Source organism: Burkholderia sp. AU30198 (assembly GCF_020419825.1).
Lineage (GTDB): Bacteria > Pseudomonadota > Gammaproteobacteria > Burkholderiales > Burkholderiaceae > Burkholderia.
This window is the reverse complement of the sequence record NZ_JAIZSA010000011.1, coordinates 112,625-136,742: the sequence shown is the minus strand read 5'-3', so window position 1 is coordinate 136,742 and position 24,118 is coordinate 112,625. Positions and strand designations below refer to the sequence as shown.

Sequence of the window (24,118 nt, the reverse complement as noted above, 5' to 3'; positions counted from 1 at the left end):
GTGAGGGAAGGGTTAGCCGCCGAGCGCACCGCGGCTCTTCCACAGCAGCGCGAGAAAGAACGGTGCGCCGAGCAGCGCGGTCAGCACGCCGAGCGGAATTTCAGCGGGCGCGGCAACCGTGCGCGCGGCGAGATCGGCGGCGAGCGTCAGCAGCGCGCCGAGCAGCGCGGCGCCGGGCAGCACGACCCGCTGGTCGGGGCCGCACGCGAGACGCACGCAATGCGGCGCGACGAGCCCGATGAAGCCGATGATGCCCGCGCAGGACACCAGCGCGCCGACCGTGAGCGCGACCGCGACGAGCACACGCCGCTTCAGCCGCTGCACGGGCACGCCGAGGTGCAGCGCCTCGGTTTCGCCGAGCTGCAATGCATTCAGTGCGTCTCGTTCGCGCGCGAGCAACACGCAGCCGATCGCGACGCACGGTGCGACGGCCGCCAGCGCGGACCATTGCGCGCCACCGAGGCTGCCGAGGCTCCAGAAAGTCAGCGAGCGCAACTGCGCGTCGTCGGCGACGAACGTGAGGAGCCCGATCGCCGCACCGGCCAGCGCGTTGATCGCGATGCCGGCGAGGAGCAGCAGCGGCAGCGCGAGACGGCCGCGCGACGCGGCGAGCCGGTAGACGAGCGCGGCAACCGCGAGCGCACCCGCGAACGCGGCGACGGGCAACGCGGCTGCACTCACGTGCGCGGCAAAGAGCGCGGGGCCGAGCACGATCATCGTCGTTGCGCCGAGCGCGGCACCGCTCGACACGCCGACGAGCCCCGGATCGGCGAGCGGGTTGCGGAACAGCGCCTGCATCGCGGCGCCGGTTGCGCCGAAGCCGCCGCCGACCAGCAACGCGAGCGCGACGCGCGGCGCGCGGATGTCGAACAGCACCGCGCGCGCCTGCTGCGCGGCCGCATCGCCGGTCAGCGCGGCCCAGGCTTCCGCGAGCGGAATGCGATAGGCGCCGACGCACAGCGCGACGACGGACATCGCGCACACGAGGCAGGCGAGCGCGGCCAGCACGAACGGCGCGAAGCGGCGCGACGTGCCGATGCGCGCGGCGCCGGAGCGCGATGCGGGCGACGATGCGGGAAAAGGCGAAGCGTGAGCGGGCATCGAGGCAGTCCGGAATCAGGCGAGCGTATCCGACAGGCGTCGGTGCAAGGTCGTGACGGCGAGCGGCAGGCGCGGGCCGAAGCCGAGCAGGAACAGCGCGTCGAGTGACACGACGCGCTGCGCGCGGCCGGCCGGCGTCGCGCCGAAGCCGGGCGTCGCCAGCAGCGCGGCGCGGCCGCCGACGGCCGCGAGCCCTTCATCGGAGATCAGCACGACGTCGGGTGCGGCGGCTGCCAGCGCCTCGGTCGTCAGCGGCTTGTAGTGATCGAAGCCCTGCATCGCGTTGCGCGCGCCCGCGTAGCGGATCATCGCGTCGGCGGCCGTGCGCTGGCCGGCGACGAGCGCCTGGTTACCGGTGTGGTTCAGCACGAACAGCACGCGCGGCGGCTGCGCGCCGCCGGGCGCGCGGGTAGCGACCGCGTCGCGCGCGGCCTGCCAGTCGCGATCGAAACGTTGCAGCAACGCGGTACCCGCATCGCGCACGTCGAGCGCCTGCGCGACGCCGGTGATCTTCGCGCGCACCGATTCGACGTCGTGGCGCTCGTCGAACGTCGTCACCGCGACGCCGGCGCTTTTCACCTGCGCGATCGCGGTGGGCGGGCCGGCTTCCGCCGACGCGAGCACGAGATCGGGCCGCAGCGACAGCAGCCCCTCGGCCGACAGCGCGCGCTGGTAGCCGACCTTCGGCAGCCGCTTCGCGGCGTCGGGGTACGTGCAGGTCGTGTCGGCGCCGACGAGCCGGTAGCGCGGCGTGTCGGCGCTGCCGAGCGCGAATGCGGTCTCCGCGAGTGCGCCGCCGATCACGACCACGCGCTTCGGCGCGGCCGAAGCAACCTGGGCGAGCACGCTGCCGGGCAGCGCGCCCGCGAGTGCACCGGCCGCCGCGCTTGCCAGCACCGCGCGGCGGCGTGGATCGAACGGTCGCGCGCTCACCGCGCGCCCCCGCGTGCCGCGGCCGGCAACGTCGCGACGAGCGCGCGCCAGTCGTCCCGTTCGACCTTGCCGGGCTTGCGCTCGCCGAACAGCAGCGCGACGTGGTCGCCCTGCCGGTCGAACAGCTCGAGCGACGTGACGATGCCGTCGCTGGTCGGCTTCTTCACGACCCACGCGGCGGCGATCAGGTCCTCGCGCACGTGCAGGTTGAAGCCCGGGTCGAGCACGTTGATCCATGCGCCGACCTCGCGCACGTTCGTGACGGGGCCCGTATGGATCTGGATCATCCCCGCATTGCCGACGAACACCATGATCGGCTGGCCGCTCTGTGCCGCCTGCTGGAGCACGTGCCGCAGCGCGTGCGCGGTTTCGACCGGATACGCGTACTGCGGATCGGCGAGGCGCAGCGCCTGCATGCGGCTCACGCCGAAGCGCTGCGTGATGCCGAAGAACTGGTGCGTGTCGGTCATTGCGTCCCATGCGGCGCGGAAGCCCGCGACGTCGATCTCGGTGTCGGCGCGCTCGGGTGTTTTCGGCGCGGCGCGCGCGACCTCGAGGCCCGGCTCCTGCGACGGCGCCCGCCAGCGCCCGACGAACGCGTCGTATGCGGCGTGGTCGCTGTGCGCGCGCAGGTAGACCTTGTGGATCGCATGGCCCTGCGCGTCGAAGAATTGCAGGCTCTTCAGCGGGCCATGCGCGGTCTCGTCGCGCACCGCGAACGCCGATACCCAGTGACGATAGAAGATGCGCAGGTCGATATCGCCGAGCGCGAGGCCGACGGGGCCGTCATGGCTCATCTGCGCATACTCGCCGTCCTTTTCGTGGACGGCCGTGTCGTTGCGCGTGAGCGCCATCACGCGGCCGAGGCGCGGCATTTCCTCGAACATCGCCGGAAAGCGCGCGTCGAGCCGCACGACGTGCTCGCCGACGAACGCGGCGAGCGCCTCGCCTTCGCTGACGCCGAGCGCCTGCGCGACGTCGCGGTTGCGCAGCTGGCGCTCGGTCTTGAGCTTGATGAACGCGTCGCGCAGCGCGGCGGCCGCGCGGGCCGGCGTGGCCGGTTGACCGGGAAGGGCGGATTGCATCATGTCGGACTCCTTCAAGTAGCGGTTGGGGTGGCAGCGCGGGCGGCGCGCATCAGAAATCCACTTTCATGCTGACGGCGACCGTGCGTCCGGACGACGTGTACGCATCGAGCACCTGCGAATCGGCCGCGATGCCGCGCACGTCCGACCAGTTCCAGTATTTGCGGTCGAACAGGTTGCGGATGCCGATCGTCGCGCTCACGTGCTTGTTGAAGCGGTAGCCGCCGCGCAGGTCGACGACGAACGACGACGGTGGCGAGAAGCAGGTCTTGTTCGAACAGTCGGACTTGTCGATGTCCTTGTCGCGTTTCGCTGCCTGGAACAGCAGGTCGGTCTGCACGTACCAGCGTTCGGTCGGCTCGTAGCGCACGCCGAACACGGCCGAGAACGGGTTGACGGTGTTCAGCGGCTGGCTGGCCGCGCCGTTGTTCTGCGTCGAGCCCTTGGTGAACGCCATCGCCGTCTTCAGCGTGATGCCGTTCGGCATCACCCATTCGGCGCGGCCTTCGAGGCCGTGAATGCGCGCGTCGGCGAAGTTCACGTACTGGAACACGAACGGGTCGGCCGGCCGGCCGCTGCCGGCGATCGTCGTGCGCGAGATGAAGTTGCGGTAGCGGCCCGTGAACGCGGCCGCGCTGTAGCGCACGACGCCGTAGCCGGTGCCGGCCTTGCCGCGCAGGCCGGCTTCGAACGTGTCGCTCGTCTCGGGCTTCAGGTTCGGATTGCCGATCGACGTGTAGCCGTACACCGGGTTCGAGAAGCTGCTGTTCACCTGGTCGGGCGTCGGCGCGCGGAAGCCGTGCGCGTACTGCACGTACGGAATCACCGCGGGCGTGATCTCGTAGAGCACGGCGACGCGCGGCGACAGCTCGTTCGCGCTCGTCGATACGGCCTTGCCGGTGAACAGCGGATCGTTCTCGGTCGGGCTCAACCGGTACGTGTCGAAGCGCAGGCCCGGCGTGACGAGCAGGCGGCCGTAGCCGATCTGGTCCTGCACGAACGCGCCGAACAGCGTGTAGTCGGTATCGGGGAACGCCTTGTTCGGGAACGCTTCGCCCACGCCCGGCACCGTGCCGTCGCGCATGTTCGTCACGCGTGACACGCTGCCGTCGATGCCATACAACAGCTTGTGCGCGAACGGGCCGGTCGCGAAGCCGCTTTCGGCAAACGCGGAGCCGCCGAACGTGCGCTCCTGGTACTGGTTGTCGCGCGAGCGCGAAGCCGTCCGGCCGCGCGTCTCGAACGCGTACTGGTCCTGCTTCGCGTCCTGGTAATAGAACTGCACGTGCGCGGTCTGGAACCAGCGGAACGCATCGTCACGGAAATCGTAGTCGACGCTGAAGCGGTTGCGTTCGAGCCGGTCGTAGGTCGTGAGGCCGAGCGTGGTCGGCGGGCTGATTGCCGACAGCACGTCGGTACTCACGCGGCGCTGCACCGTTTCGGCGGTGAACTTGATCGTGTCGCGCGTGGTCGGCGTCAGCACGAGCTTGCCGAGCAGCGATTCCGAATAGACGTCCTGCGGGTTCGACGTGGTGCGCAGGGTGCTCGCCGAGTTGTTGCTGCCGCGCGTGTCGACCTCGTGGCCGCGCCGGCCGTCGGCGATGATCATCCCCTGGATGCGATCGTTGCCGCCCGCGGCCGACACGGTCGCGCCGATGCTGCGGTCGGCCGAGTCGTAGCTCGGCCGGAACGCGAAGTAGTAGGGCTTGTTGTAGATCGACAGCAGGTCGCGCGGATCCTTCGTGATGAAGTTCACCGCGCCGGTCAGGCCGTCGCTGCCGTACAGCGCCGAGGCCGGCCCGCGCAGGATCTCGATCCGCTTGAGCGTGTCGAGGTCGGCGTAGTCGCCGCGCCCGGCCTCGAGCGGGCCGAATGAAAACGCATTCGGCAGGCGGATGCCGTCTTCCATCAGCAGCACGCGATTGCCTTCGAGGCCGCGGATGTTGATGCTCGAATCGCCGTCGCGGCCGCCGCCGAGCGCGGCGCTGCCGGGCCGGTACGCGGTGCGGCGCACGGTGACGCCCGGCTCGTAGCGCAGTGCGTCCTTGATGTTGGTGGCCTGCTGTTCCTCCAGATCCTCGTCGCTGATTACCGAGACGGACGCCGCCGTGCGGCTCGCGGCCGTAGCGGTGCGGTTGGCCGTGACGGTGACGGGATCGAGCAGCGCCGCATCGCCACGCGTGGACGCGGCGACGAGGAGGGTGGCAGGCGGGGTGGCGCCTTGCGGCGACGAATCGGCGTGGGCCGGGGCGGCGGACAGGCCGAACGCGCCGAACAGCGCGGCACAGATCGGCCGCCGCGCCAGCGTATAGCAATGCACAGGTGGTCTCCCATTGACGAAAACAAGCCCGAAGGCTGGCTGGGTGACGCGTTCACCTGGCTGGCCCGCCCGCGCACGGAAGGCGGCGAGCGGCGAATTGAAAGGCAACTGATAATTTTTCCAGTGTAAATGAGAATTATTATCAATACAAGGACGGAAAGCGGCTCGTGTGGGTGAGCGCTCACCTGCGCGGCTCGGGCGAGCCGCGGCGGGGAATTCGGGAAAAACGCGGCCCCGCTAGGCGAGGGCTTCGATGCGGATCAGCAGGTTGCGCGCATGCGTGATGAACGCGTCGTGCGTCGCGCGATCGCTGTGGACGTCGAGGCCCGCCTGTTCGGCGAAGACGATCTGCTCGGTATAGAGGTCGACGAGCGCACGTCGTGCGTCAGGGGGAAGCGCGCGGATCATCGACACGATCAGCAGTTCCTGCGCGCGAAGCGTGCCGGACAGCGTCTGGACGTTCATGCTGGCCTCCTCGGACGATGCGGCGGCGAGCCGCTCTTTCCATACTAGGCGGTCGGCGCACGCAGCGCAGGCGCGGTGTTGGCCAGGCGGTGGGCGGAATGCGATTCGACGGGGTAATCGACGGCGCCGTTGCGCGACGCGAAACGCGCCGCGCGCGGCCGGGCATGGCGAACCGAAGCGTGCAGGGATGCGAACGGAATCAGCCGGCCGACTTCGCGGCCTGCGCATCGCGCACGACCTGCGCGACGCGTTCGACAAATGCGGCGTCGATGCTCGACAGCGCTTCGCGCTTGCCGTCGGGCATCTCGACCATCAGGCGATACGTGACGTCCTGCGTGGCCCACGCGAGATAGCCGACGACGGCGAGCATCACGCCGACGACGAGCCCGGCGCTCGATCCGGCGATGCCGCCTGCGACGGCGACAGCCGCGCCGATCAGCGAGATCAGCGACGGCACGAGGCGGTTCTTCGGAATCTTGACGACATCGACCTGGCGGATGTCACGGAGTGCGAATACCTGCCCGGCGGCCGACAGGCCGTTGCGCGTGATCGTCACGCCGCGTTCGTTGAATGCGTTTTCCATCGTGTGTTGCGTGGACGAAAACGCGCAGCGTAGCAGGTTTCGTTGCAGCATCAAACGAGACCGACTGCCGCACGATGCGTGCGGCGTGGCTGAAAGACGGGAAGCGGGTGGAACAGGAAGGGGTTCAGAACTGCAGCCGGCCGTCGCCGTAAAGCCGGCCCGGCACGTGCGACGCGACGACCTCGGCGATCTCTTCGTCGGTCGATTCGGCCGGCACGATCTGGCGCCGCGCGGGCGCGTCGAGATGCATCGTCCATTCGACGAGGCGATACGGCCTGCCCCACGGGCGCTGCATTTCGACCGATACGCGGCAGCTCTGGACCGGCATCGAGTGTTGGCACGTCAGAATCGCGTGCAGATGGCTGAAAACGGTATCTTCGATCATCATGGCCTCCGATCCTGTCTTGTGGGCAATCGATGGCGGCGCCGTCGGCGGTTCAAAAAAAAAGCCGCCGATGCTCAGGCGGCCAACAGGGGGGGTGAGAGCATCCTCTCAGCCCAGAATTAAGCGAAACTTAAAAGCACATAAAAAAGCGCCCCGCGTGGAGCGGGGCGCTTCTTGCCGTCGTGATCCGCGAGTTAAGCGGATGCTTTAGAACTTGTGACGGATACCGATACGTGCGGCGATCTGGTTCTTCGAACCCGTGCCCGACGTGTTGAAGTAGCTCGTGCTCGAGCCGATCTGCGCTTGCACGCCCTTGCCCGATGCCTGCTGGTACACGACCAGGCCGTACACGTCCGTACGCTTGCTGAGTGCGTAGTCGGCGATACCGTTGACCTGGTTCCAGTGCCACGAGTTGCCGTTCTGCGTTGCGTTCGTGTACGTGTAGCCGAGGCCAGCCGACAGAGCCGGCGTGAAGGCGTACTTGCCGCCTGCTTCGTATGCGTTGTAGAACGTGCCGCCCGCGCCCGAAACGGTCGAGAACTGCGTACGCGTCCACAGCAGCCATGCCGTTGCCGGGCCCCAGACGTAGCGGCCGCCCACACCGTAGGTGCGCAGGTCGCGGACGTTGCCCGTGCTGATGTTCGCGATCGTCGTCGAGAACGACGGCGTCGACTGGCTCGGGAAGCGGATGTCCGTGTACGCGGCGCCGACCGAGACCGGGCCGTTCGCGTAGTTCAGGCCGAAGCTGTATGCGCGCGACGAGCCTGCCGTCGTCGTCGTGCCCGACGTCGTCGCGGCTGCGCCGGCGAAGTCCGTCGAGTTCGAGAAGCCGTACAACGCGCCGAACGTGAAGCCCGAGTAGTTCGCGCTCTGGAACTTCACGGCGTTGTTGATGCGGCTCGACGTGAGCTGGTCGATGTCGTTCACGTGGTAAGCGTAGTTGCCGCCGACCGTGTTGCCGCCCGTCGAGTAGTTCGAGCCGAGGATGTCGGTCGAGAACGAGTACTGGCGGCCGAACGTGACCGTGCCGTATTGCGACTGGCTCAGGCCGACGTAAGCTTGACGACCGAAGATCGCGCCACCCTGGCCGATCGTGCCGTTGCCGCTGTTGAAGCCGTTTTCGAGCACGAAGATCGCCTTCAGGCCGCCACCGAGGTCTTCGGTGCCGCGCAGGCCCCAACGGCTGCCTTGGGCAACACCGTCGTCATACTTGAACAGCTTGCCCGTGCCACCGTTGGCGGTCTTGCTGTGGTTCACGTAGCTGATACCGGCATCGATAACGCCGTACAGGGTCACGCTGCTTTGTGCGTGCGCCGTGCCGGCCGTTGCTGCCAGGACGGCGATGGTCAACAGTTTCTTGTTCAAAGGAATCTCCGAGCGAATAAATGGCGTGTCCAGTTGCGGTTCCGGCGCTCTCTATGGGCGCTTTCATGTACCGGCGGCAACTTTATCGACGGGCCACGTAATGAATATGACAGCGACTGTCATATGAAGAATCTGTGGCGTCGATGCGACACTGAATTCTGCCTGCTTGTATAGCCGGGGGTTATACCGATTCAGACTGAGATTCGATCGGAATCAGGAATATGCACATGAAATAAGCTTGGTTGGTGGCGTTCCGGCCCCATGCCACGATCCGTGTTCCAACAAACGACACGGGACAAGAGGACACCATGCGACGTTCATTCCTGACCGGCCTCGGCGCACTTGCCGCAGCGCTGGCATTCGCGGCGCCCGGTGCGCACGCCGACCCGCAAACGCTGAAGATCGGCACGATGAGTGGCCCCGACGCGCAGATCTGGACCGAGGTGACGAAGGTCGCCGCGCGCGAAGGCCTCGCGATCAAGGTCATCGAATTCAACGACTACGTGCAGCCGAACGCGGCGCTCGACTCCGGCGATCTCGACGCGAACGGCTTCCAGCACCAGCCGTTCCTCGACAGCCAGATCAAGCAGCGCGGCTACAAGATCGTCAACGTCGGGCTCACCTACACGGCGCCGATGGGCTTCTATTCGAAGAAGCTCAAGTCGCTGAAGGACTTGCCGGTGGGCGCGAAGGTCGGGATCCAGAACGATCCGTCGAACGGCAACCGCGCGCTGCTGCTGCTGCAGAAGTACGGCGTGATCAAGCTGAAGGCGGGCGCCGGCACCAACGGCGTGAACGCGACGCCGCTCGACGTTGCCGAGAATCCGAAGAAGATCAAGATCGTCGAACTCGACGCCGCGCAACTGCCGCGCGCGCTGCCCGATCTCGATGTCGCGTCGATCAACACCGACTACGCGGTGAAGGCCGGGCTCACGCCGGTGAAGGATGCGATCGCGATCGAGGATCTGCGCGGGCCGTACGCGAACCTGATCGCGGTGCGCGCGCAGGACAAGGACAAGCCGTGGGTGAAGAAGCTCGTCGCGGCCTATGAATCGGACGACGTGCGCAAGTTCATCGACCAGAAATTCGGCGGCGCGATCGTGCCGGCGTTCTGAACGGTTTCACTTGCCGGCACGCCGGATTGCCGGATCTAGACGGTCCGGAAAGCAAATCGCCCGCGCAAGCGGGCGATTTCGTTGGTACGCGCGGGGGCGCGCGCTGCGCACCGTTCTCTGGCGCGCGGGCCGGCCGCTCAGGCCGACAACAGCGAACCGGTGCGGATCGCGGTCGCGCCGGCGATGCGCGCGACTTCCATGCCGGCCGTCGCGAAGCGCACGATCTGGCGCGCGTACAGCATGCCGGACACGCTGCTCTTCAGCGTGACGACGCGATCGGTCAGCGGATCGACGATGTCGGCCACGGCCTGGCCGGCCTCGATCATCACGCCGACCGGCGTGCGGAACACGATCACGCCCGACACCGGCGCGACGAGCGGATCGGTGCCCGCGAGCGGCGTGGCCGGATGCGCGAGCGGCGGCAGCGGTGCCGGCGTGCCGTCCACGACACCGCGCTCGGTCAGGTATTCGACGATCGCCTGGGCGTCCTTTTCGGCGAATTCGTACGACACGTCGCGCTCGCTGCGCAGTTCGATCGTGACCGAAATCGCGCCGTTCGGGATCGGGAAGCGGTCGCCGAAGCGGTTGCGCAGATCCGACCAGCAGAAGCTGTGGATCTCGTCGAACGGGTTGCCGACCGAATTCAGCGCGAGCAGCGACGCCTGCGCGTCGAGATAGCGCGACAGCGGCTCGACGTCGGGCCACAGATCGGGATTCGTATAGAGGTGCATTACCGCATCGCTGTCGCAGTGCAGGTCGAGCACGATATCGGCGTCGAACGACAGCTTCTGCAGCGCGAGGCGCTGCGAGTCGAGCTCGGTGCGGGGCTTCTGCTCGTCGAGCGCTTCGCGCATCGCGGCGCGCACGGCGACGAGGTTGTGCTGCGCGTCTTTCGTGAGGCGGTGTTCGACGCGCGGCAGCACGAGCGCCGCGAGATCGTAGAAATTGCGGTTGAAGTTCTGCATCGAGCCGAGCTCGAAGCGGCCGAGGTGATCGCCGAACACGTGTTGCGACAGGCCGATCGGGTTCGGCACGGGCACGATGACGACTTCGCCGCGCAGCTTGCCGGCCGTCTCGAGCGCGGCGATCTTGCGGCGCAGCAGCGTGGCGACCAGCATGCCGGGCAGTTCGTCCGCGTGCAGCGACGACTGGATATAGACCTTCTTGCCGCCGCGCGGGCCGTAGTGAAAGCTCGTGATCTGGCGTTCGGTACCGACGGCGGGGGAAATCAGCGGATGGGTCTGCGTTTGCATGATGGGGAGTGCGGCGCAGCCGCGAATGATCCGGTGTGCGTGAAAGATCGATTGTACGTTGCCTTCCACACCGCCATCAAACCGGCGCCGGGACGAGCCGATTTTCGTTGAGAATCATCAGGTTGGTGCGAAAAAAATAACGCTGCACGGCGCCGCGCATGCAAAAAAAACGGGCTCCATGCGGAGCCCGTTTGTGTCGACGCGCATCGCGCGCCTGCTGGCGCTGTTACTTGCCGTAGACGTCGAAATCGAAGTACTTCTTCGCGATCTTCGCGTACGTGCCGTCCTTGCGCATGCCGGCGATCGCGCCGTCGATCTTCGTCTTCAGGTCGGTGTCTTCCTTGCGCAGGCCGATGCCGGCGCCTTCGCCGAGCGTCTTCGGATCGTCGAGATCCTTGCCGGCGAAATCGAAGTTCGCGCCGCGCGGGGTCTTCAGGAAGCCGATGTCAGCCTGCACCGCGTCCTGCAGCGCGCCGTCCAGACGGCCGGAGATCAGGTCGGCGTAGACCTGGTCCTGGTTCTGGTAAGGCACGACGTTCACGCCCTTCGAGGCCCAGTACGTCTTCGCATAGGTTTCCTGAATCGTGCCCTGCTCGACGCCGACCGACTTGCCCTTCAGCGATTCAGCCGTCGGCATCAGGCCGGCGCCCTTCTTCGTGACGAGGCGCGTCGGCGTGTTGAACAGCTTCGCCGAGAAGGCGATCTGTTCCTGACGCGCCGGCGTCATCGACATCGACGACAGCACGCCGTCGAACTTGCGGGCCTTCAGCGCCGGAATCATCCCGTCGAAGTCGTTTTCGATCCACACGCACTTCGCGTTCATGCGGCGGCAGATTTCGTTGCCGAGATCGACGTCGAACCCGACCACCTTGCCGTCAGCGCCTTTCGATTCGAAAGGCGGGTAGCTTGCGTCGACGCCGAACCGCACGGTCGACCAGTCCTTCGCGTACGCGCCGCCAGCCGATACGGCGAGCAGGGCGACGGTCACAGCCGCAAGAATCTTTTTCACTAGGTGACTCCTCGTTTTGTTCGATGGGTGCGCGGTTGTGCCGCGCCGTAAGCCTTCGGCCTGGCGCGGCTTCGCGTCAGGCTGTCCGTTTCGCCCACCCGATGCGGGCGCGCGACGTGCGCAAGATTATCAAGACAAAATACCGGCAGGGCGCCTAGGACAAGCCCCGATACCGGGCCCGGCGGCGGCGCGTCGGGTGCGCCGCCGTTTCAGACACAGGAACGATTCAGCCGAGCGTTTCGTTGACCGCGCGCTGCAGGCACGTGACGAATTGCGAGACGGCGGGCGTGGGCAGCAGGTCGCGCCGCGCGATGATCGACAGGTCGAAGCGCGGCATGCTTTCGTCGAGGTCGGCCGTGCGGATGCCAAGCGGCGCGACCATCGCGGCGAGCGGGCGCGTGAAGCAGCCGATCACGTCCGAGCGTGCGACGAGCCCGAGCGTCACCGCGAACGACATCGGCGATCGTAGCAGGCGCTTCGGCAGCGGCAGCCCGTGCGCCTCGAACATCCCGACCATCACGCTGTGCGGAAACTGCTCGGCGCCGACCGTGACGATCCACTCGGCATCGAGCAATTCCTCTAACCGGCGCGCGTGCGCCAGCGGGTGGCCCTCGCGCATCACGACGGTGAATTCGGTCGACAGCAGCGGCGATTGCGTGAAATCGCGATCGAGCGCGGGCACGTGGTGCATCGCAGCGATGTCGAGCGTGCCGTTGCGCAACTGCGCGAGCGCGTCGGGCACCGTCACTTCCTCGAGATGGAGGTGCACGTTCGGCATCGACTGGCGGAATGCCGTCACCGCGCGCGGCAGCGCGGTCAGCGCGATCGACGGCATCGTGCCGACCGCGACGCGCCCCGACATCTCGCCTTTCACCTGCTCGACGGCCTCGACTGTGCGGCGGATATCGCCGAGCAGCTGTTCGGCGCGCGGCAGCAGCGCATGGCCGCACGCGGTCAGCTCGACGCCGCGTACGCTGCGCGCGAGCAGTTCCGCGTTGAGCGCCGTTTCGAGCTCGCGGATCGTATGCGTGATCGCGGGCTGCGTGACGCCGAGCTCGCGCGCGGCGGCGCGCAGGCTCTTGTGATGCGCGGCGGAGACGAACGCCTGGAGCTGAGCGAGGTTCAGGGGGTTGCGGATGCGGGTCATCGATCGGGTCCGGTTGGCGCGATGCTGTGGCGGGCGGCTGTCTGCGATGGAATTCTGTAGCGATCCTGACGGTTGCGTGCGCATGGTTTTACGCCGACCGAGCGAAGCATCGCGAGCCGGGGCGCGGCGGGTATCGGCGAGGTGATCGTCATGCGCCGGTTCGCGCGCGGAACGCCTGACGATACCGCTGCGGCGACGTGCCGACGATGCGCGCGAACCGCTCGCGAAACGCGGTGACCGAACCGAAGCCGGCCTCCGTCGCGACGTGCTCGATCGACAGCTCCGTGACCTCCAGCAACTGCTGTGCATGCCTGACGCGCGCGGTCTGCAGCCATTGCCGCGGCGACGTGCCCGTCTGCTCCTGGAAGCGCCGCGTCAGCGTGCGTACGCTCGTCGACGCCTTGCGGGCCATCGCGTCGAGCGTGAGCGGCTTGCGCAGGTTGGCCTGCAGCCAGTCCATCAGGCCTTGCAGGCCGTCGGTGCCGCTCGGCCATTCCGGCGCGATGAACTGCGCCTGCCCGCCTTCGCGGACGCGCGGCGCCACCGCGCAGCGTGCCGCGTCGACGGCCACCGCCGCACCGTAGTCGGCCTGGATCAGGTGCAGGCACAGGTCGAGGCCGGCTGCCGCGCCGGCCGACGTCAGGATCTGCCCGTTGTCGACGAACAGCACGTTCGGATCGACCGTCACGCGGGGATAGCGGCGCGCGAGCTCGGCGGCCGCGAGCCAGTGCGTCGTCGCGCGCAGGCCGTCGAGCAGCCCGGCTTCCGCGAGCACGAACGCGCCGCTGCAGATCGACGCGATCCGGCAACCGCGCGCGGCCGCCGCGCGCAGCGCCGCGATCGCGTGGTGCGACGTGGGTGCGAGCGGCACGGACGTGCCGGGGATGACGATCGTGTCGGCATCGGCGAGCGCGTCGAGACGAAACGGGGGGCGCAGGTCGAACAGGTCGCCCGCGACACGCGCGTGCTCGCTGCACACGCGCACGCGGTACGGATGTGCGACGTTGGGCGAACGTACGCGCGCGAACGTGTCGCACGCAATGCCCAGATCGAACGGGACGACATCGGGCAGGGCGAGCACGGCGACCGTATGCATGGCGTTCGGGGGATTGGCCAGAATCCGTTTAAAGATGTCATTTTAGCCAATGGCTCGAAATGGCACCACACGCGACAATCGTCGCAGGCCAACCTGGAGATTGCCGATGCAACAAGACGATCGCAATGCATTGCGGAACCTGCAATACCTGTCGTTGCTGGAGGCGACCACGCTCGTCGTGCTGGTGTGCGTCGCCGTGCCGCTCAAGCACCTGGCCGGCTATCCGGCCGCGGTATCGATCATGGGCCCGGTGCACGGCATCGCGTTCGCGATGTACGTATGGGCGGTCGTCGGCACCGCGTCGAGCGGGCTGTGGAGCAAGGCCGAAGTCGCGCGGCTCGTGCTGGCGGCCGTGGTGCCGTTCGTGGGGCTGACGAGTGCCGGATGGATCGCGCGCAGGAGGCACGCGCGATGATCTATCTGTGGCTCAAGGCCATTCATGTCGTCGCCGTCGTCACGTTCGTCGGCGGCCTGCTGATGCTGTCCGTCGGCGTGCGTATCGCCAACCTTGCCGTGCATCGGGCGGTACGGCGCTGGGACCGCACGGTGACGGTACCCGCGCTCGCGCTCGTCTGGATCGCGGGGATCGCGCTCGCGCTGTACGGCCACTGGTTCGGCGCGGCGTGGCTGTCGGTGAAGCTCGTGGTGGTCGTCGCGCTGTCGGCGCTGCACGGGATCCTCGCCGGCACGCTGCGGCGCATGGAACGCGACGATCTCGTGGTCGTGCCGGCACCCTGGCTCGGGCAGGCGGCGGGCGCGGTCGTGGCCGCGACGGCGATCGTCGTCGGGCTGGCCGTGATCAAGCCGTTTTGATGCGCAGGCCGGTGCGAGCCGGCCATCGTCGGAGACAGGCCCTACGCCAGCGCCATCTCGACCGCCGTCAGCGTGCGGCGCCGAATCCAGCCGCTCGCCATCCGGATCGCAAGCCAGTACGGCATGAACAGCAGCCGCGTGCGGGTGGTCGGGCAATGCACGAAGGTTTCGGTGCGCAGCATGTGCGCACCCGACGCGAGCCCGACGACCTCGAAGCGGAGCACCAGCTTCGCGTCGCGCGGGTCGTCGTGCTGCACGAAGGCCGCTGCGTCGGCGATCGTCAGCACGCCGAGGTCCGGACGCCAGAAGCGGCCGACGAGGCCGAGCGACAGCGACATGTCGTCGCGCTGCAGCGGCGTGAACGCATGGAGCCCGAAGGGTTCGCGTTTGCGTCGCGAGGTGTCGTGGCGCAGCGCGGCGGCAACGGCACCCGGGAATTCGCGGATGTTGAGCAGCGCATCGACGACCGGATCCGTGCGCATGTCGAGCGTGGTGACCGTGTCGATGATGCGCGCCGGAGCAGCATCGATCGGCTTCGATTCGTGCACTTCGTGGAAGCCGAACGACGGGATGAACGGCGGCTTGTGCGCCGAGGTCCGGGTGCTCGATTCGGAGACGATGCCGAGCGCGTTCATGAGGCGTTCCTGAAGGCAAAGCGCGATCGTAGCACCGGGCGCGGATTCGTGCCGCGATGCGTGCCCGTTGCGCGCCGTGCCGTGCGGCATCGACAAAAAAAGCCTGGAAACTTGCGTTCCCAGGCCTGGAGACCATCAACGATGATGGTGGAGGAGACGATGTCGTCCCGATGCGCGCCGTCCTTCTGCCGGCGACGTCGCGCACGATTCGCGGTCAGATCGCCCAGCCGCCGAGATAGAACGTGACGAGCACGGCCGCGATGAGCACGGTGCCGACGTTGAGCTTGCGGAATTCGCCGCTGGCGATGCGGCCGATCACGAGCGTCGAGAAGCCGAGCATGATGCCCGTCACGATGTTCGCGGTCAGCACGATGAACACCGCGCACACGAGGCCCGACATCGCGTCGACCATGTCGTCCATGTGCAGCTTGCTCACGCTGCCGAGCATCAGCAGGCCGACGTACATCAGCGCCGGTGCCGTGGCGTACGACGGCACGAGGCCCGCGAGCGGCGAGAAGAACATCACGACGAGGAACAGCAGGCCGACCACGGCGGCCGCGAGGCCCGTCTTCGCGCCGGCGGCCACGCCGACGCTCGACTCGATGTAGGCCGCCGCCGGCGCGCCGCCGAGGAAGCCGGAGAAGATCGAGCTGAGCGAATCGGCGGTCAGCGCACGGCCGCCGTTGATGATGCGGCCGTTCTCGTCGAGCTGGCCGGCCTGGCCCGCGACTGCGCGGATCGTACCGGTCGCGTCGAACACGGCCGTCATCACCAGCGCCAGCACGCTCGGCAGCACGGCCATCGACAGCGCGCCCTTGATGTCCATCGCGCCGATCAGCGACGCATGGCCCGGTGCGCTCAGCGACGGCAGCGCGAAGATGCCGTGGTACTTCACGCTCGGATCGAAGATCAGGCCGAAGATCGAGATCGCGATCACGACGAGCAGGATGCCGCCCGGCACGCGACGCTTTTCGAGGCCGAAGATCGCGGCGAGGCCGATGACCGACATGATGACCGGGAACGCGGTGATCTGGCCGAGCGAGACCGGCAGGCCGGCGCCCGGGTTCTTGATCACCAGGCCGACGTCGTTCGACGCGATCAGCAGCAGGAACAGGCCGATGCCGATCCCGGTGCCGTGCGCGACGCCCGCGGGCAGGTTGCGCAGGATCCACGAGCGCACGCCCGTCACCGAGATGCCGGTGAACACGAGGCCCATCAGGAATACGGCGCCGAGCGCGACCGTCGGCGACAGCCCCTTGCCGAGCACGAGGCCGAACGCGGTGAACGCGGTCAGCGAGATCGCGCAGCCGATCGCGATCGGCAGCTTGGCCCACAGGCCCATCAGCAGCGAGCCGAACGCGGTGGTGAGGCAGACCGCGACGAACACGGCGCTCGTGTCGAAGCCGGCCTTGCCGAACATGCCGGGCACGACGAACACGGAATAGACCATCGCGAGGAAGGTCGTGACGCCGGCAATGATTTCGCGGCGCTGCGTGCTGCCGCGCGACGAAATGCCGAAGTACCGGTCGATGACTCCCTGGGTGCCAAAGTCCGTTTCTGCCGCGCCGACGTCGACCGTCGGCTGCACCGGGGTATCACTCATGAGCTTGCTCCTTTATCAGCATGCTGAAACGGCCCGTAGCGAACCGTCGTCAGGGTGTCTCGTATCTAGTTGGGATTGTCGGCAACGTCGTGGGGACGAATGACGCGTGATCCGTGTCGTTACGTGCGAATCGAAACGATCGCGAGGGTGTCGCGTCGTGCGACGCGTGGTGGTGTCGACCCCGTCACGTGCGCTTTGCCGTAGCGAAGGTTAGGCGAACCGCCCATCACGTCCCATTGGGGGAAGAGCATGCAGCGCATGTCTCAGCGCTTATATCGGCGTGCAACGGGGCTCCGTCGCGACGACACGCGTGTATACGCCTAGTTCGATTCCGTTAAGGCGATTATTTGAATGCGGGGTCGACGGGCAGGGGGAAAGCGGGTGATGCATCGAAAATTACGAAAGTCTTTCATTGGGGCCAGGCAGGCCGGTGGAAACAGGGGCCGGTGACGGGATTCGCCGCCATGCGCTACCTGCATTCGGACGATACCGTCATCGCGGGGGGCGGTTCTCGTTTTCGCCCGGGCCTCAATTGTGCGCGAGATGGTCGAGATATGGGCGGAACATGTCGACCATGGGGTTCGAAGACGCGTCGGTTGCGCCGGTCGGAGAATCGCTCGTTTTCCGAAAACGCGTTGCCAGCCGTGGTGAGCGTGGGGGTGAGCCGGTCGCACGCGAGCGCGCGTGTGGTGTCGTACGCATCGGGCAGCGCCTCGCCCATGAATGCCCGGATGATGCAGTTGCCGGCAGATTTGGCTTTCTGTGCGTCGGGCGCGGCGCAGTGTCGTCGTGCGTTACTTCAGGAACACGTAGCGCGCGAAATACGGGAAGCGGCCGACCGCATGCTCGGTCGAACACGCGGCATCCGGCGGCGTGCCACCCACGGTATCGAGCCGCTGTACGAAGCGCACGCCGGCGAGCGTGCCGGTCGTGCCGGTTGCGGCCGGCGTCGCGGCGAGCAGGAGTTGCGGAATGCTGCCGGCGCGCGCGCTCGGCGCTTCCGCGAGTTTCTTGCCGGTAATGCGGCTGCCGTCGAGTGCTTCCCACGATGGCCCCGCGCCGTGTCGGACGACGAGCGTGCCGCTCGCGTCGAACAGCATCGCCTCCGGGCGCTGGAACGCCCACGCGAGCCGATGGTCGTGGTCGAATTCGCACGCGTAGATCTGCACGCCGGTTGCGGAGGTCGACAGCACTGGCGTCGCTGGCTCAGGTGGCGCGAGACCGGCATCGGCGTGGGCCGGTGCGGCGCACGCTGCAAATGAAACACCGGCCGCGATGGCCAGCAGCATGTCGCGTGTCGGGGAGCGGCTTGGCATGGCGGGCGTCCTTTCAGGGCAGGGGCACGGGGGAGTCGATCCCGTAAACGCTAGACGCCGATCGCGCGGGCCGCAATGCGGAAATGACAATCGCGACGATAGCCGCCGCGATTGCGCGCGGTTGCGCGGCCACATGCTGCGACGCAACCGCGCGTCATCACGCGCCTGCCGGCGTCGGTGCATGCACGGCAATCAGGTGCTCGGCTTTCAGCGTATCCCACAGTTCGGCCGGGATCGACACCGCGGCGAGACGCAGGTTGTCGTCGATGCGATCGGGCCGGCTCGCGCCGGGGATCGCGGCCGCGACGGCGGGGTGCGCGAGCGAGAATTGCAGCGCCACCGCGCGGATATCGACGCCGAATCGTGCGCAGATCTGGCGGATGCGCGCGACACGGTCGAGCATGGCCTGCGTGGCCGGCTGATACTCGTAATGGGTGCCGCCCGCCAGCACGCCCGAGTTGTACGGCCCGCCGACGATGATCCCGAGCCCGCGTGCGGCGCTTTCCGGCATCAGCCGTTCGAGCGCGCCGGCATGGTCGAGCAGCGTGTAGCGCCCGGCCAGCAGGAAGCCGTCGGGGTCCGCGCGTTCGAGCGCGAGTTCGCACGGCTCGACGCGGTTCACGCCGAGGCCCCAACCCTGGATGACCTTCTCGTCGCGCAGCCGCGTGAGCGCCCTGGCCGCACCCGACATCGCAACGTCGAACACGTCGCGCCATGCGTCACCGTGAAAGTCGACGGCCGGGTCGTGAATCCACACGGTGTCGAGCCGGTCGGTGCGCAGCCGCTTGAGGCTCGCGTCGATCGAGCGCAGCGTGCCGTCTTCGGTGTAGTCGTAGACGATCCGGTTCGGCAGCCCGTGGCGGAACAGGCCGCCCTTTTCGCCGAGATCGCGTTGCGATGCGTCCTCGTGTTCGTCGAGGACGAGCCGGCCGACCTTGGTGCCGAGCGAGTACGCGTCGCGCGGCCGCCCCGCGAGCGCTTCACCGAGACGCAGCTCGGCGAGGCCGGCGCCATACAGCGGCGCGGCGTCGAAGTAGCGGATGCCGCTTTCCCAGGCCGCGTCGACCGTGGCCAGCGCTTCTTCGTGCGGGATGTCCCGGTACATGTTGCCCAGCGGCGCGGTGCCGAAACCCAGGCGGGAAGGGAGCGTGATTCTCATGAGCAGTCTCGGGTATGCCGATTCAGGCCGCGGCCTGGGCCAGCGTCGGGTAGTCGGTCAGCCCGCGCTCGCCGCCGCCGAACAGCGTGTTGCGGTCGTGCGTTGCGAGCGCCGCGCCGGTGCGCAGGCGTTCGGGCAGGTCGGGGTTCGCGACGAACGGGCGGCCGAACGCGACGAGGTCGGCCCAGCCGGCGGCGATCGCGTCGCGCGCGCGTTCGGCGGTGTACGCGCCGGCGTAGATCAGTACGCCCGGGAACGCGGCGCGCAGTTGCTGCTTGAATTCGACCGGCATCAGCGGCGCGTCGTCCCAGTCGGCTTCCGCGATGTGCAGGTAGCCGACGCCGAGTGCGCCGAGCAGCGTCGCGGCCGCGAGGTAGGTCGTTTCCGGATCGTCGTCGACGCAGCCGTTCAGCGTCGTCAGCGGCGCGAGGCGGATGCCGACGCGCGACGCGTCGCCGGTGCCTTCGATCAGCGCCTGCGTGACTTCGCGCAGGAAGCGCAGCCGGTTCTCCAGCGCGCCGCCGTACGCATCGGTGCGCGTGTTCGCATTCGAGTCGATGAACTGGTTCACGAGATAGCCGTTCGCGCCGTGCAGCTCGACACCGTCGAAGCCGGCCTCGATCGCATGGCGCGCGGCGGCGCGATATTGATCGACGATCTCGCGGATCTCGTCGATCGTCAGCGCGCGCGGCTCGGACGCCTGCACGAAGCCCGGCGTGCTGCCGTCTTCACCGGCGACGAACACGTTCACGCCTTTCGCCTGCAGCGGCGACGACGACACGGGTTGTTGTCCACCGAGCAGGCTCGTGTGGCTCAGCCGGCCGACGTGCCACAGCTGCGCGAAGATCCGGCCATGCGCGGCATGCACGGCGTCCGTCACCTTGCGCCAGCCGGCGACCTGCGACGGCGTGTGAATGCCGGGCGTCCACGCGTAGCCCTTGCCGAGCGGCGCGATATAGGTGCCTTCGCTGACGATCAGGCCCGCGCTTGCGCGCTGTGCGTAATACGCGGCCATCAGTTCGTTGGCTTCGTCGCCGGGCTGGCTGGCGCGCGAGCGTGTCATCGGCGGCATCACGATGCGGTTCGGCAGCGTCAGCGCGCCGAGTCGCAGCGGTTGAAAAAGCGGGTCCTGGGTCATGTCGGTGTCCTGTCGGTGCCGCGGCCTGCGGGCCGCGGCGAATCAAAGCGTGAGTGGCGGGTGGCGCGTTCAGTCCCACTTCGGCGCGAGGCCGGCCGGGTCGACTTCGCGGCCGTTGCGTTCGAGCGCGGCGATCTGTGCCATGTCGTCGTCGGTCAGGCGCAGCGTCTGCGCGAGCAGGTTGCTCGCGAGGTTCTCGCGCTTCGTCGACGACGGGATCACCGAGTAGCCGAGCTGCAACGCCCACGCGAGCGCGACCTGTGCGGGCGTCGCGTCGTGACGCTGCGCGATCGCACCGATCACCGGATCGCCGAGCACCTTGCCGTAAGCGAGCGTCATGTACGACGTGACGTGGATGCCTTCGGTGTTCAGGAATTCGACGAGCTTGCGGTTCTGCAGGTACGGGCTCAGTTCGATCTGGTTCGTCGCGATCGCATCCTTGCCGACGGCCGCGATCGCTTCCTTCGTCAGTGCGATGTTGAAGTTCGAGATGCCGATCCGGCGCGTGAGGCCCTGCGCCTTTGCATCGGCGAGCGCGGTCATGAACGTGTCGAGCGCGACGCCGTTGTCGGGTGCCGGCCAGTGGATCAGCGTCAGGTCGACATGGTCGGTACGCAGCTTGCGCAGGCTTTCCTCGAGGCTCGGCACGAGCTTGTCCGGCGCGTAGTTGTCGACCCAGATCTTGGTCGTGAGAAACAGGTCGTCGCGTCGCACGCCCGACGCGGCGATCGCTTCGCCGACTTCGGCTTCGTTGCCGTAGATCTGCGCGGTGTCGATCGCGCGGTAGCCGACTTCAAGGCCGTTGCGGACCGAGTCGATGACAGCCTGGCCTTGCAGGCGGAAAGTACCGAGGCCGAATGCGGGAATGTTGCTCATCACGTGCTCCTGGGAGAGTGGAACGGGTTCGATATGGAAGTCATTCTGGCGTTTTGGATTGATGAGATAAACGCCGTTGCAGGTCAAAAATATTTGATCTGAAATCAAGTATCGGGAGTGTTTCCCGACGGTTCTATGCAACACGCGTCCGTGCGTTTTCATCCGCGTGGAACACCGGCAGCACCTCTGCCGCGATCTCGGCCATCGTCTCGTCGAGCGAGCGGCGGTTGCGGCGCAGATGCAGGCCGATGTGCCGCACGCCCGCGTCGCGCATGGCCGCGAGCTCCCCGATCAGCGCGAGACGTCCCGCACGGGCGCCGAAGCGGTGCCGCTGCAGCGGCGCGTGCGGATCTTCCGCAAGGTCGAGGTGGATGTAGCTCACGTACGGCTTGTCGCCGGCCACCGCGCGCCAGTTCGCAGCGCGCTGCCGGTGGTCGTCCGGCGTGCCGGGATACGCGAGGCAGCCGTCCATGTGTTCGCCGATCCAAGCGGGCGTCTGCTGCGCGAGACCGGCGACGAGCAGCGGCAGCGGCGAACGGGCCGCAGGCAGTACATCGAGGCCGGGCGGCAGGTGCCCGCGTGCGCCGTCGCGCAGCAGCGCGATCTGATCGCGGAAATTCGCGCCGCGTGACGCGAAGTCGCGGCCGAACAGCGGATATTCGACCGGCCGGTCGCCGCTGGCGACGCCGAGCAGCAGGCGGTCGCCGCTCAGCTCCTGGATCGTCGCGGCCGATTTCAGCGTCAGCAGCGGCTCGCGCAGCGGCAGCACGACGGCCGCCGTGCCGAGCAGGATGTCGTGCGTGATGCCGGCGAGGTAGCCGAGATACGAGAAGGTTTCGAACACCTGCGCGGCGTCGCCGAACGCCGGGTCGTACACCGGCACGTCGCGCACCCAGAGCGCGCGGAAGCCGAGCGTGTCGGCCAGTTGCGCGAGCTCCGCATGGATTTCGAGATCGGGCACGCCGGGCCGGCGACCGTCGTGCTGACGCTTTGCGTTGCCGGCGGGCGACCAGTCGTTGTCGAGCGGCAGTTCGAGGCCGATGCTGAAGCCGCCGTCGACGAGTCTGTCGAGTGCAGTGAGTGAAGTGGACATGGTCGGGTTCCGTTCAGATCGCGCGCAGGCTGCCTTCGAGCCGGTAGAAATCGAGCGACGACGCGGTGAAGAAGGACCGCGACGTGCCGGCGGCGAAATCGTCGATATGCACGACCGTCGCGCGGTCGGCTTCCTGCCACGAGATCGCGTAGGTTTCGCCGGCGACGTGATGCCACGTGTATTCGACTTCACCCTTCGCGCCCGCGTACGGGCCTTCGGTGATCTCGTAGCGCATGTGGCGGCCGTCATCGTCGTACGCGTTGAGCGCGGTGAGGCCGTCGTAGCGCACTTCGAACGTCTTGCCGGCGAACGGCGGGCGTGGGGTCGATGCATTCATGTGTGCAAAATCCTGCAGAAAGGTGACGTTCAGTGCGCGAGCTGGACCGGTTCGGCCGTGCGTTCCGGCAGGCCGGCGCTGCGGTCGAGGCGACCGCTCAGTGCGGTGAGCGCGAATGCGCCGAGCGTGACGACTGCCGCGATCCACGGCGTATGGCCGAGGCCGACGTGCGCGACGATCACGCCACCGAATGCCGAGCCGCCCGCGACACCGAGATTGAACGCGGCGATGTTGAAGCCGGATGCGACGTCGGTCGCGTCGGGCGCGAAGTGGCGTGCCTGCTTGACGACGTACACCTGCAGGCCCGGCACGTTGCCGAACGCCACCGCGCCCCACGCGAGCATCGTCAGCACGGCGAGCCATTTGACGTGGATCGTGAAGGTGAGCGCGAGCAGCACGATCGCGAGCAGCAGGAAGATCCGCTTGAGCGCCTTCACGGGGCCGGCGGCGTCCGCGAGCTTGCCGCCCCACACGTTGCCGAACGCGACCGACACGCCGTAGCCGACGAGCACGAGGCTGACCTGCGACGGCGTGAAGCCGGCGATTTGCTCGAGCAGCGGCGCCATGTACGTGAACGCGATCAGCGAGCCGCCGTAGCCGACCGCCGTCATCGCATAGACCAGCAGCAGGCGCGGCTGCGCGAGCACGCGGAACTGGCGGGCGAGCGGCGCGGGTGTCGTTTGCGGCAACCCGCGCGGCACGAACGCCACCGCACCGACGAACGCGACGAGGCCGAACAGCGCGACGACCAGGAAGGTTGCGCGCCAGCCGAAGTGCTGGCCGATGAAGGTGCCGAGCGGAATGCCGGCGACGAACGCGACGGTCATCCCGCTGAACATCGTCGCGATCGCGCTGGCGGCCTTCTCCTTCGGCACGAGCGTGGTCGCGATGATCGAGCCGACCGAGAAGAACACGCCGTGCGCGAGGCCGGTGAGGATGCGCGCGACGATCAGCGATTCGTAGCCGGGCGCCTGCCACGCGACGAGGTTGCCGACGGTGAACAGCGCCATCAGCGCGGCGAGCAGCGTCTTGCGCGGCACGCGGCCGGTGAGCGCGGTGAGGAGCGGCGCGCCGATCGCGACGCTCAATGCGTAAAGGCTGACGAGCAGGCCGGCGGACGGCAGGCTGACGCCGAGATCGGCGCCGATCGTCGGAATCAGCCCGACGATCACGAATTCGGTGGTACCGATGGCAAACGCGCTGATGGTCAGCGCAAGCAGGGCGAGTGGCATGATGGGTGCTCCATGGGTCCGGTGAGGATGGAGCGCAGTGTGCCGCCTTTACTTTTGCT

Annotated in this window: 24 protein-coding genes; 3 read left to right on the top strand and 21 right to left on the bottom strand. The window is 67.7% G+C overall.

Features of this window, described 5'->3' with window-relative positions; translation table 11 throughout:
- Positions 1-12 precede the first annotated feature (12 nt).
- The 8 genes from LGN19_RS23630 to LGN19_RS23595 all read right to left on the bottom strand — a co-directional run bounded on the left by LGN19_RS23630 (position 13) and on the right by LGN19_RS23595 (position 8,237).
- A complete protein-coding gene (locus LGN19_RS23630) occupies positions 13-1,101 on the bottom strand; it encodes a FecCD family ABC transporter permease (protein ID WP_226217434.1) in 1,089 nt (362 codons plus the stop codon).
- 15 nt (positions 1,102-1,116) lie between these two features.
- Complete coding sequence (locus LGN19_RS23625) at positions 1,117-2,034, bottom strand: heme/hemin ABC transporter substrate-binding protein (protein ID WP_226217432.1); 918 nt, start codon at positions 2,032-2,034, stop codon at positions 1,117-1,119.
- A complete protein-coding gene (locus LGN19_RS23620) occupies positions 2,031-3,122 on the bottom strand; it encodes a hemin-degrading factor (RefSeq protein ID WP_226217431.1) in 1,092 nt (363 codons plus the stop codon). The genes LGN19_RS23625 and LGN19_RS23620 overlap by 4 nt, the downstream gene beginning before the upstream one ends.
- A gap of 49 nt (positions 3,123-3,171) precedes the next feature.
- Positions 3,172-5,439, bottom strand: a complete 2,268-nt coding sequence (locus LGN19_RS23615) for a TonB-dependent hemoglobin/transferrin/lactoferrin family receptor (protein WP_226217429.1) — start codon at positions 5,437-5,439, stop codon at positions 3,172-3,174.
- Between the two features lie 237 nt (positions 5,440-5,676).
- Positions 5,677-5,904 (bottom strand): hypothetical protein, encoded by a 228-nt coding sequence (locus LGN19_RS23610; RefSeq protein WP_122948160.1) that lies wholly within the window; start codon positions 5,902-5,904, stop codon positions 5,677-5,679.
- A gap of 199 nt (positions 5,905-6,103) precedes the next feature.
- On the bottom strand, positions 6,104-6,487 hold the full coding sequence (locus LGN19_RS23605; RefSeq protein WP_122948159.1) for a DUF6232 family protein: 384 nt from the start codon (positions 6,485-6,487) through the stop codon (positions 6,104-6,106).
- Between the two features lie 124 nt (positions 6,488-6,611).
- Positions 6,612-6,872: a DUF2866 domain-containing protein gene (locus tag LGN19_RS23600; RefSeq protein ID WP_011353838.1), complete on the bottom strand. Its 261-nt coding sequence runs from the start codon at positions 6,870-6,872 to the stop codon at positions 6,612-6,614.
- Between the two features lie 207 nt (positions 6,873-7,079).
- Positions 7,080-8,237 (bottom strand): porin, encoded by a 1,158-nt coding sequence (locus LGN19_RS23595; protein ID WP_122948158.1) that lies wholly within the window; start codon positions 8,235-8,237, stop codon positions 7,080-7,082.
- Positions 8,238-8,545: 308 nt separating this feature from the next.
- Between LGN19_RS23595 and LGN19_RS23590 the strand changes: the two genes are divergently transcribed.
- On the top strand, positions 8,546-9,352 hold the full coding sequence (locus LGN19_RS23590) for a MetQ/NlpA family ABC transporter substrate-binding protein (RefSeq protein WP_122948157.1): 807 nt from the start codon (positions 8,546-8,548) through the stop codon (positions 9,350-9,352).
- Positions 9,353-9,489: 137 nt separating this feature from the next.
- On the opposite strand, the gene LGN19_RS23585 is transcribed toward LGN19_RS23590, so the two are convergent.
- From LGN19_RS23585 to LGN19_RS23570, 4 genes are all read right to left on the bottom strand, one after another.
- A complete protein-coding gene (locus tag LGN19_RS23585; protein ID WP_122948156.1) occupies positions 9,490-10,605 on the bottom strand; it encodes a succinylglutamate desuccinylase/aspartoacylase family protein in 1,116 nt (371 codons plus the stop codon).
- Positions 10,606-10,831: 226 nt separating this feature from the next.
- Complete coding sequence (locus LGN19_RS23580) at positions 10,832-11,614, bottom strand: ABC transporter substrate-binding protein (protein WP_226217427.1); 783 nt, start codon at positions 11,612-11,614, stop codon at positions 10,832-10,834.
- 226 nt (positions 11,615-11,840) lie between these two features.
- Positions 11,841-12,761: a LysR substrate-binding domain-containing protein gene (locus tag LGN19_RS23575; protein ID WP_174958075.1), complete on the bottom strand. Its 921-nt coding sequence runs from the start codon at positions 12,759-12,761 to the stop codon at positions 11,841-11,843.
- 148 nt (positions 12,762-12,909) lie between these two features.
- Complete coding sequence (locus LGN19_RS23570; RefSeq protein WP_226217425.1) at positions 12,910-13,857, bottom strand: GlxA family transcriptional regulator; 948 nt, start codon at positions 13,855-13,857, stop codon at positions 12,910-12,912.
- A 106-nt stretch (positions 13,858-13,963) separates the two neighbouring features.
- On the opposite strand from LGN19_RS23570, the gene LGN19_RS23565 reads away from it, so the two are divergent.
- Complete coding sequence (locus LGN19_RS23565; RefSeq protein ID WP_043181008.1) at positions 13,964-14,272, top strand: DUF3817 domain-containing protein; 309 nt, start codon at positions 13,964-13,966, stop codon at positions 14,270-14,272.
- The gene (locus tag LGN19_RS23560; RefSeq protein ID WP_226217567.1) at positions 14,269-14,670 is read left to right on the top strand and encodes a CopD family protein; all 402 of its coding nucleotides are present in this window, start codon (positions 14,269-14,271) and stop codon (positions 14,668-14,670) included. Before LGN19_RS23565 ends, LGN19_RS23560 begins: the two co-directional genes overlap by 4 nt.
- Positions 14,671-14,711: 41 nt before the next feature.
- On the opposite strand, the gene LGN19_RS23555 is transcribed toward LGN19_RS23560, so the two are convergent.
- The 9 genes from LGN19_RS23555 to LGN19_RS23515 all read right to left on the bottom strand — a co-directional run bounded on the left by LGN19_RS23555 (position 14,712) and on the right by LGN19_RS23515 (position 24,059).
- Positions 14,712-15,305, bottom strand: a complete 594-nt coding sequence (locus LGN19_RS23555) for a hypothetical protein (RefSeq protein ID WP_226217423.1) — start codon at positions 15,303-15,305, stop codon at positions 14,712-14,714.
- A gap of 214 nt (positions 15,306-15,519) precedes the next feature.
- On the bottom strand, positions 15,520-16,908 hold the full coding sequence (locus tag LGN19_RS23550) for an NCS2 family permease (RefSeq protein ID WP_175222489.1): 1,389 nt from the start codon (positions 16,906-16,908) through the stop codon (positions 15,520-15,522).
- Positions 16,909-17,702: 794 nt separating this feature from the next.
- Positions 17,703-18,224: a DUF3455 domain-containing protein gene (locus LGN19_RS23545; protein ID WP_226217421.1), complete on the bottom strand. Its 522-nt coding sequence runs from the start codon at positions 18,222-18,224 to the stop codon at positions 17,703-17,705.
- Between the two features lie 157 nt (positions 18,225-18,381).
- Complete coding sequence (locus LGN19_RS23540; protein WP_226217419.1) at positions 18,382-19,383, bottom strand: aldo/keto reductase; 1,002 nt, start codon at positions 19,381-19,383, stop codon at positions 18,382-18,384.
- A 22-nt stretch (positions 19,384-19,405) separates the two neighbouring features.
- Complete coding sequence (locus LGN19_RS23535; protein ID WP_175222492.1) at positions 19,406-20,521, bottom strand: alkene reductase; 1,116 nt, start codon at positions 20,519-20,521, stop codon at positions 19,406-19,408.
- Between the two features lie 69 nt (positions 20,522-20,590).
- Positions 20,591-21,397 (bottom strand): 2,5-didehydrogluconate reductase DkgB, encoded by an 807-nt coding sequence (gene dkgB / locus LGN19_RS23530; protein ID WP_226217417.1) that lies wholly within the window; start codon positions 21,395-21,397, stop codon positions 20,591-20,593.
- Between the two features lie 133 nt (positions 21,398-21,530).
- Entirely contained in the window at positions 21,531-22,490 is a 960-nt protein-coding gene (locus LGN19_RS23525) for a TIGR03571 family LLM class oxidoreductase (protein ID WP_226217415.1), read from the bottom strand.
- Positions 22,491-22,503: 13 nt separating this feature from the next.
- Positions 22,504-22,827: a MoaF-related domain-containing protein gene (locus tag LGN19_RS23520; protein ID WP_226217413.1), complete on the bottom strand. Its 324-nt coding sequence runs from the start codon at positions 22,825-22,827 to the stop codon at positions 22,504-22,506.
- Between the two features lie 29 nt (positions 22,828-22,856).
- A complete protein-coding gene (locus tag LGN19_RS23515) occupies positions 22,857-24,059 on the bottom strand; it encodes an MFS transporter (RefSeq protein WP_226217411.1) in 1,203 nt (400 codons plus the stop codon).
- Positions 24,060-24,118 lie beyond the last annotated feature (59 nt).

Coding starts and splice junctions, on each gene's coding strand:
- LGN19_RS23630 (WP_226217434.1), bottom strand. CDS start 1,101: ATGCCCGCTCACGCTTCGCCTTTTCCCGCATCGTCGCCCGCATCGCGC.
- LGN19_RS23620 (WP_226217431.1), bottom strand. CDS start 3,122: ATGATGCAATCCGCCCTTCCCGGTCAACCGGCCACGCCGGCCCGCGCG.
- LGN19_RS23610 (WP_122948160.1), bottom strand. CDS start 5,904: ATGAACGTCCAGACGCTGTCCGGCACGCTTCGCGCGCAGGAACTGCTG.
- LGN19_RS23605 (WP_122948159.1), bottom strand. CDS start 6,487: ATGGAAAACGCATTCAACGAACGCGGCGTGACGATCACGCGCAACGGC.
- LGN19_RS23600 (WP_011353838.1), bottom strand. CDS start 6,872: ATGATCGAAGATACCGTTTTCAGCCATCTGCACGCGATTCTGACGTGC.
- LGN19_RS23590 (WP_122948157.1), top strand. CDS start 8,546: ATGCGACGTTCATTCCTGACCGGCCTCGGCGCACTTGCCGCAGCGCTG.
- LGN19_RS23585 (WP_122948156.1), bottom strand. CDS start 10,605: ATGCAAACGCAGACCCATCCGCTGATTTCCCCCGCCGTCGGTACCGAA.
- LGN19_RS23575 (WP_174958075.1), bottom strand. CDS start 12,761: ATGACCCGCATCCGCAACCCCCTGAACCTCGCTCAGCTCCAGGCGTTC.
- LGN19_RS23570 (WP_226217425.1), bottom strand. CDS start 13,857: ATGCATACGGTCGCCGTGCTCGCCCTGCCCGATGTCGTCCCGTTCGAT.
- LGN19_RS23565 (WP_043181008.1), top strand. CDS start 13,964: ATGCAACAAGACGATCGCAATGCATTGCGGAACCTGCAATACCTGTCG.
- LGN19_RS23560 (WP_226217567.1), top strand. CDS start 14,269: ATGATCTATCTGTGGCTCAAGGCCATTCATGTCGTCGCCGTCGTCACG.
- LGN19_RS23555 (WP_226217423.1), bottom strand. CDS start 15,305: ATGAACGCGCTCGGCATCGTCTCCGAATCGAGCACCCGGACCTCGGCG.
- LGN19_RS23550 (WP_175222489.1), bottom strand. CDS start 16,908: ATGAGTGATACCCCGGTGCAGCCGACGGTCGACGTCGGCGCGGCAGAA.
- LGN19_RS23545 (WP_226217421.1), bottom strand. CDS start 18,224: ATGCCAAGCCGCTCCCCGACACGCGACATGCTGCTGGCCATCGCGGCC.
- LGN19_RS23540 (WP_226217419.1), bottom strand. CDS start 19,383: ATGAGAATCACGCTCCCTTCCCGCCTGGGTTTCGGCACCGCGCCGCTG.
- LGN19_RS23535 (WP_175222492.1), bottom strand. CDS start 20,521: ATGACCCAGGACCCGCTTTTTCAACCGCTGCGACTCGGCGCGCTGACG.
- dkgB (WP_226217417.1), bottom strand. CDS start 21,397: ATGAGCAACATTCCCGCATTCGGCCTCGGTACTTTCCGCCTGCAAGGC.
- LGN19_RS23525 (WP_226217415.1), bottom strand. CDS start 22,490: ATGTCCACTTCACTCACTGCACTCGACAGACTCGTCGACGGCGGCTTC.
- LGN19_RS23520 (WP_226217413.1), bottom strand. CDS start 22,827: ATGAATGCATCGACCCCACGCCCGCCGTTCGCCGGCAAGACGTTCGAA.
- LGN19_RS23515 (WP_226217411.1), bottom strand. CDS start 24,059: ATGCCACTCGCCCTGCTTGCGCTGACCATCAGCGCGTTTGCCATCGGT.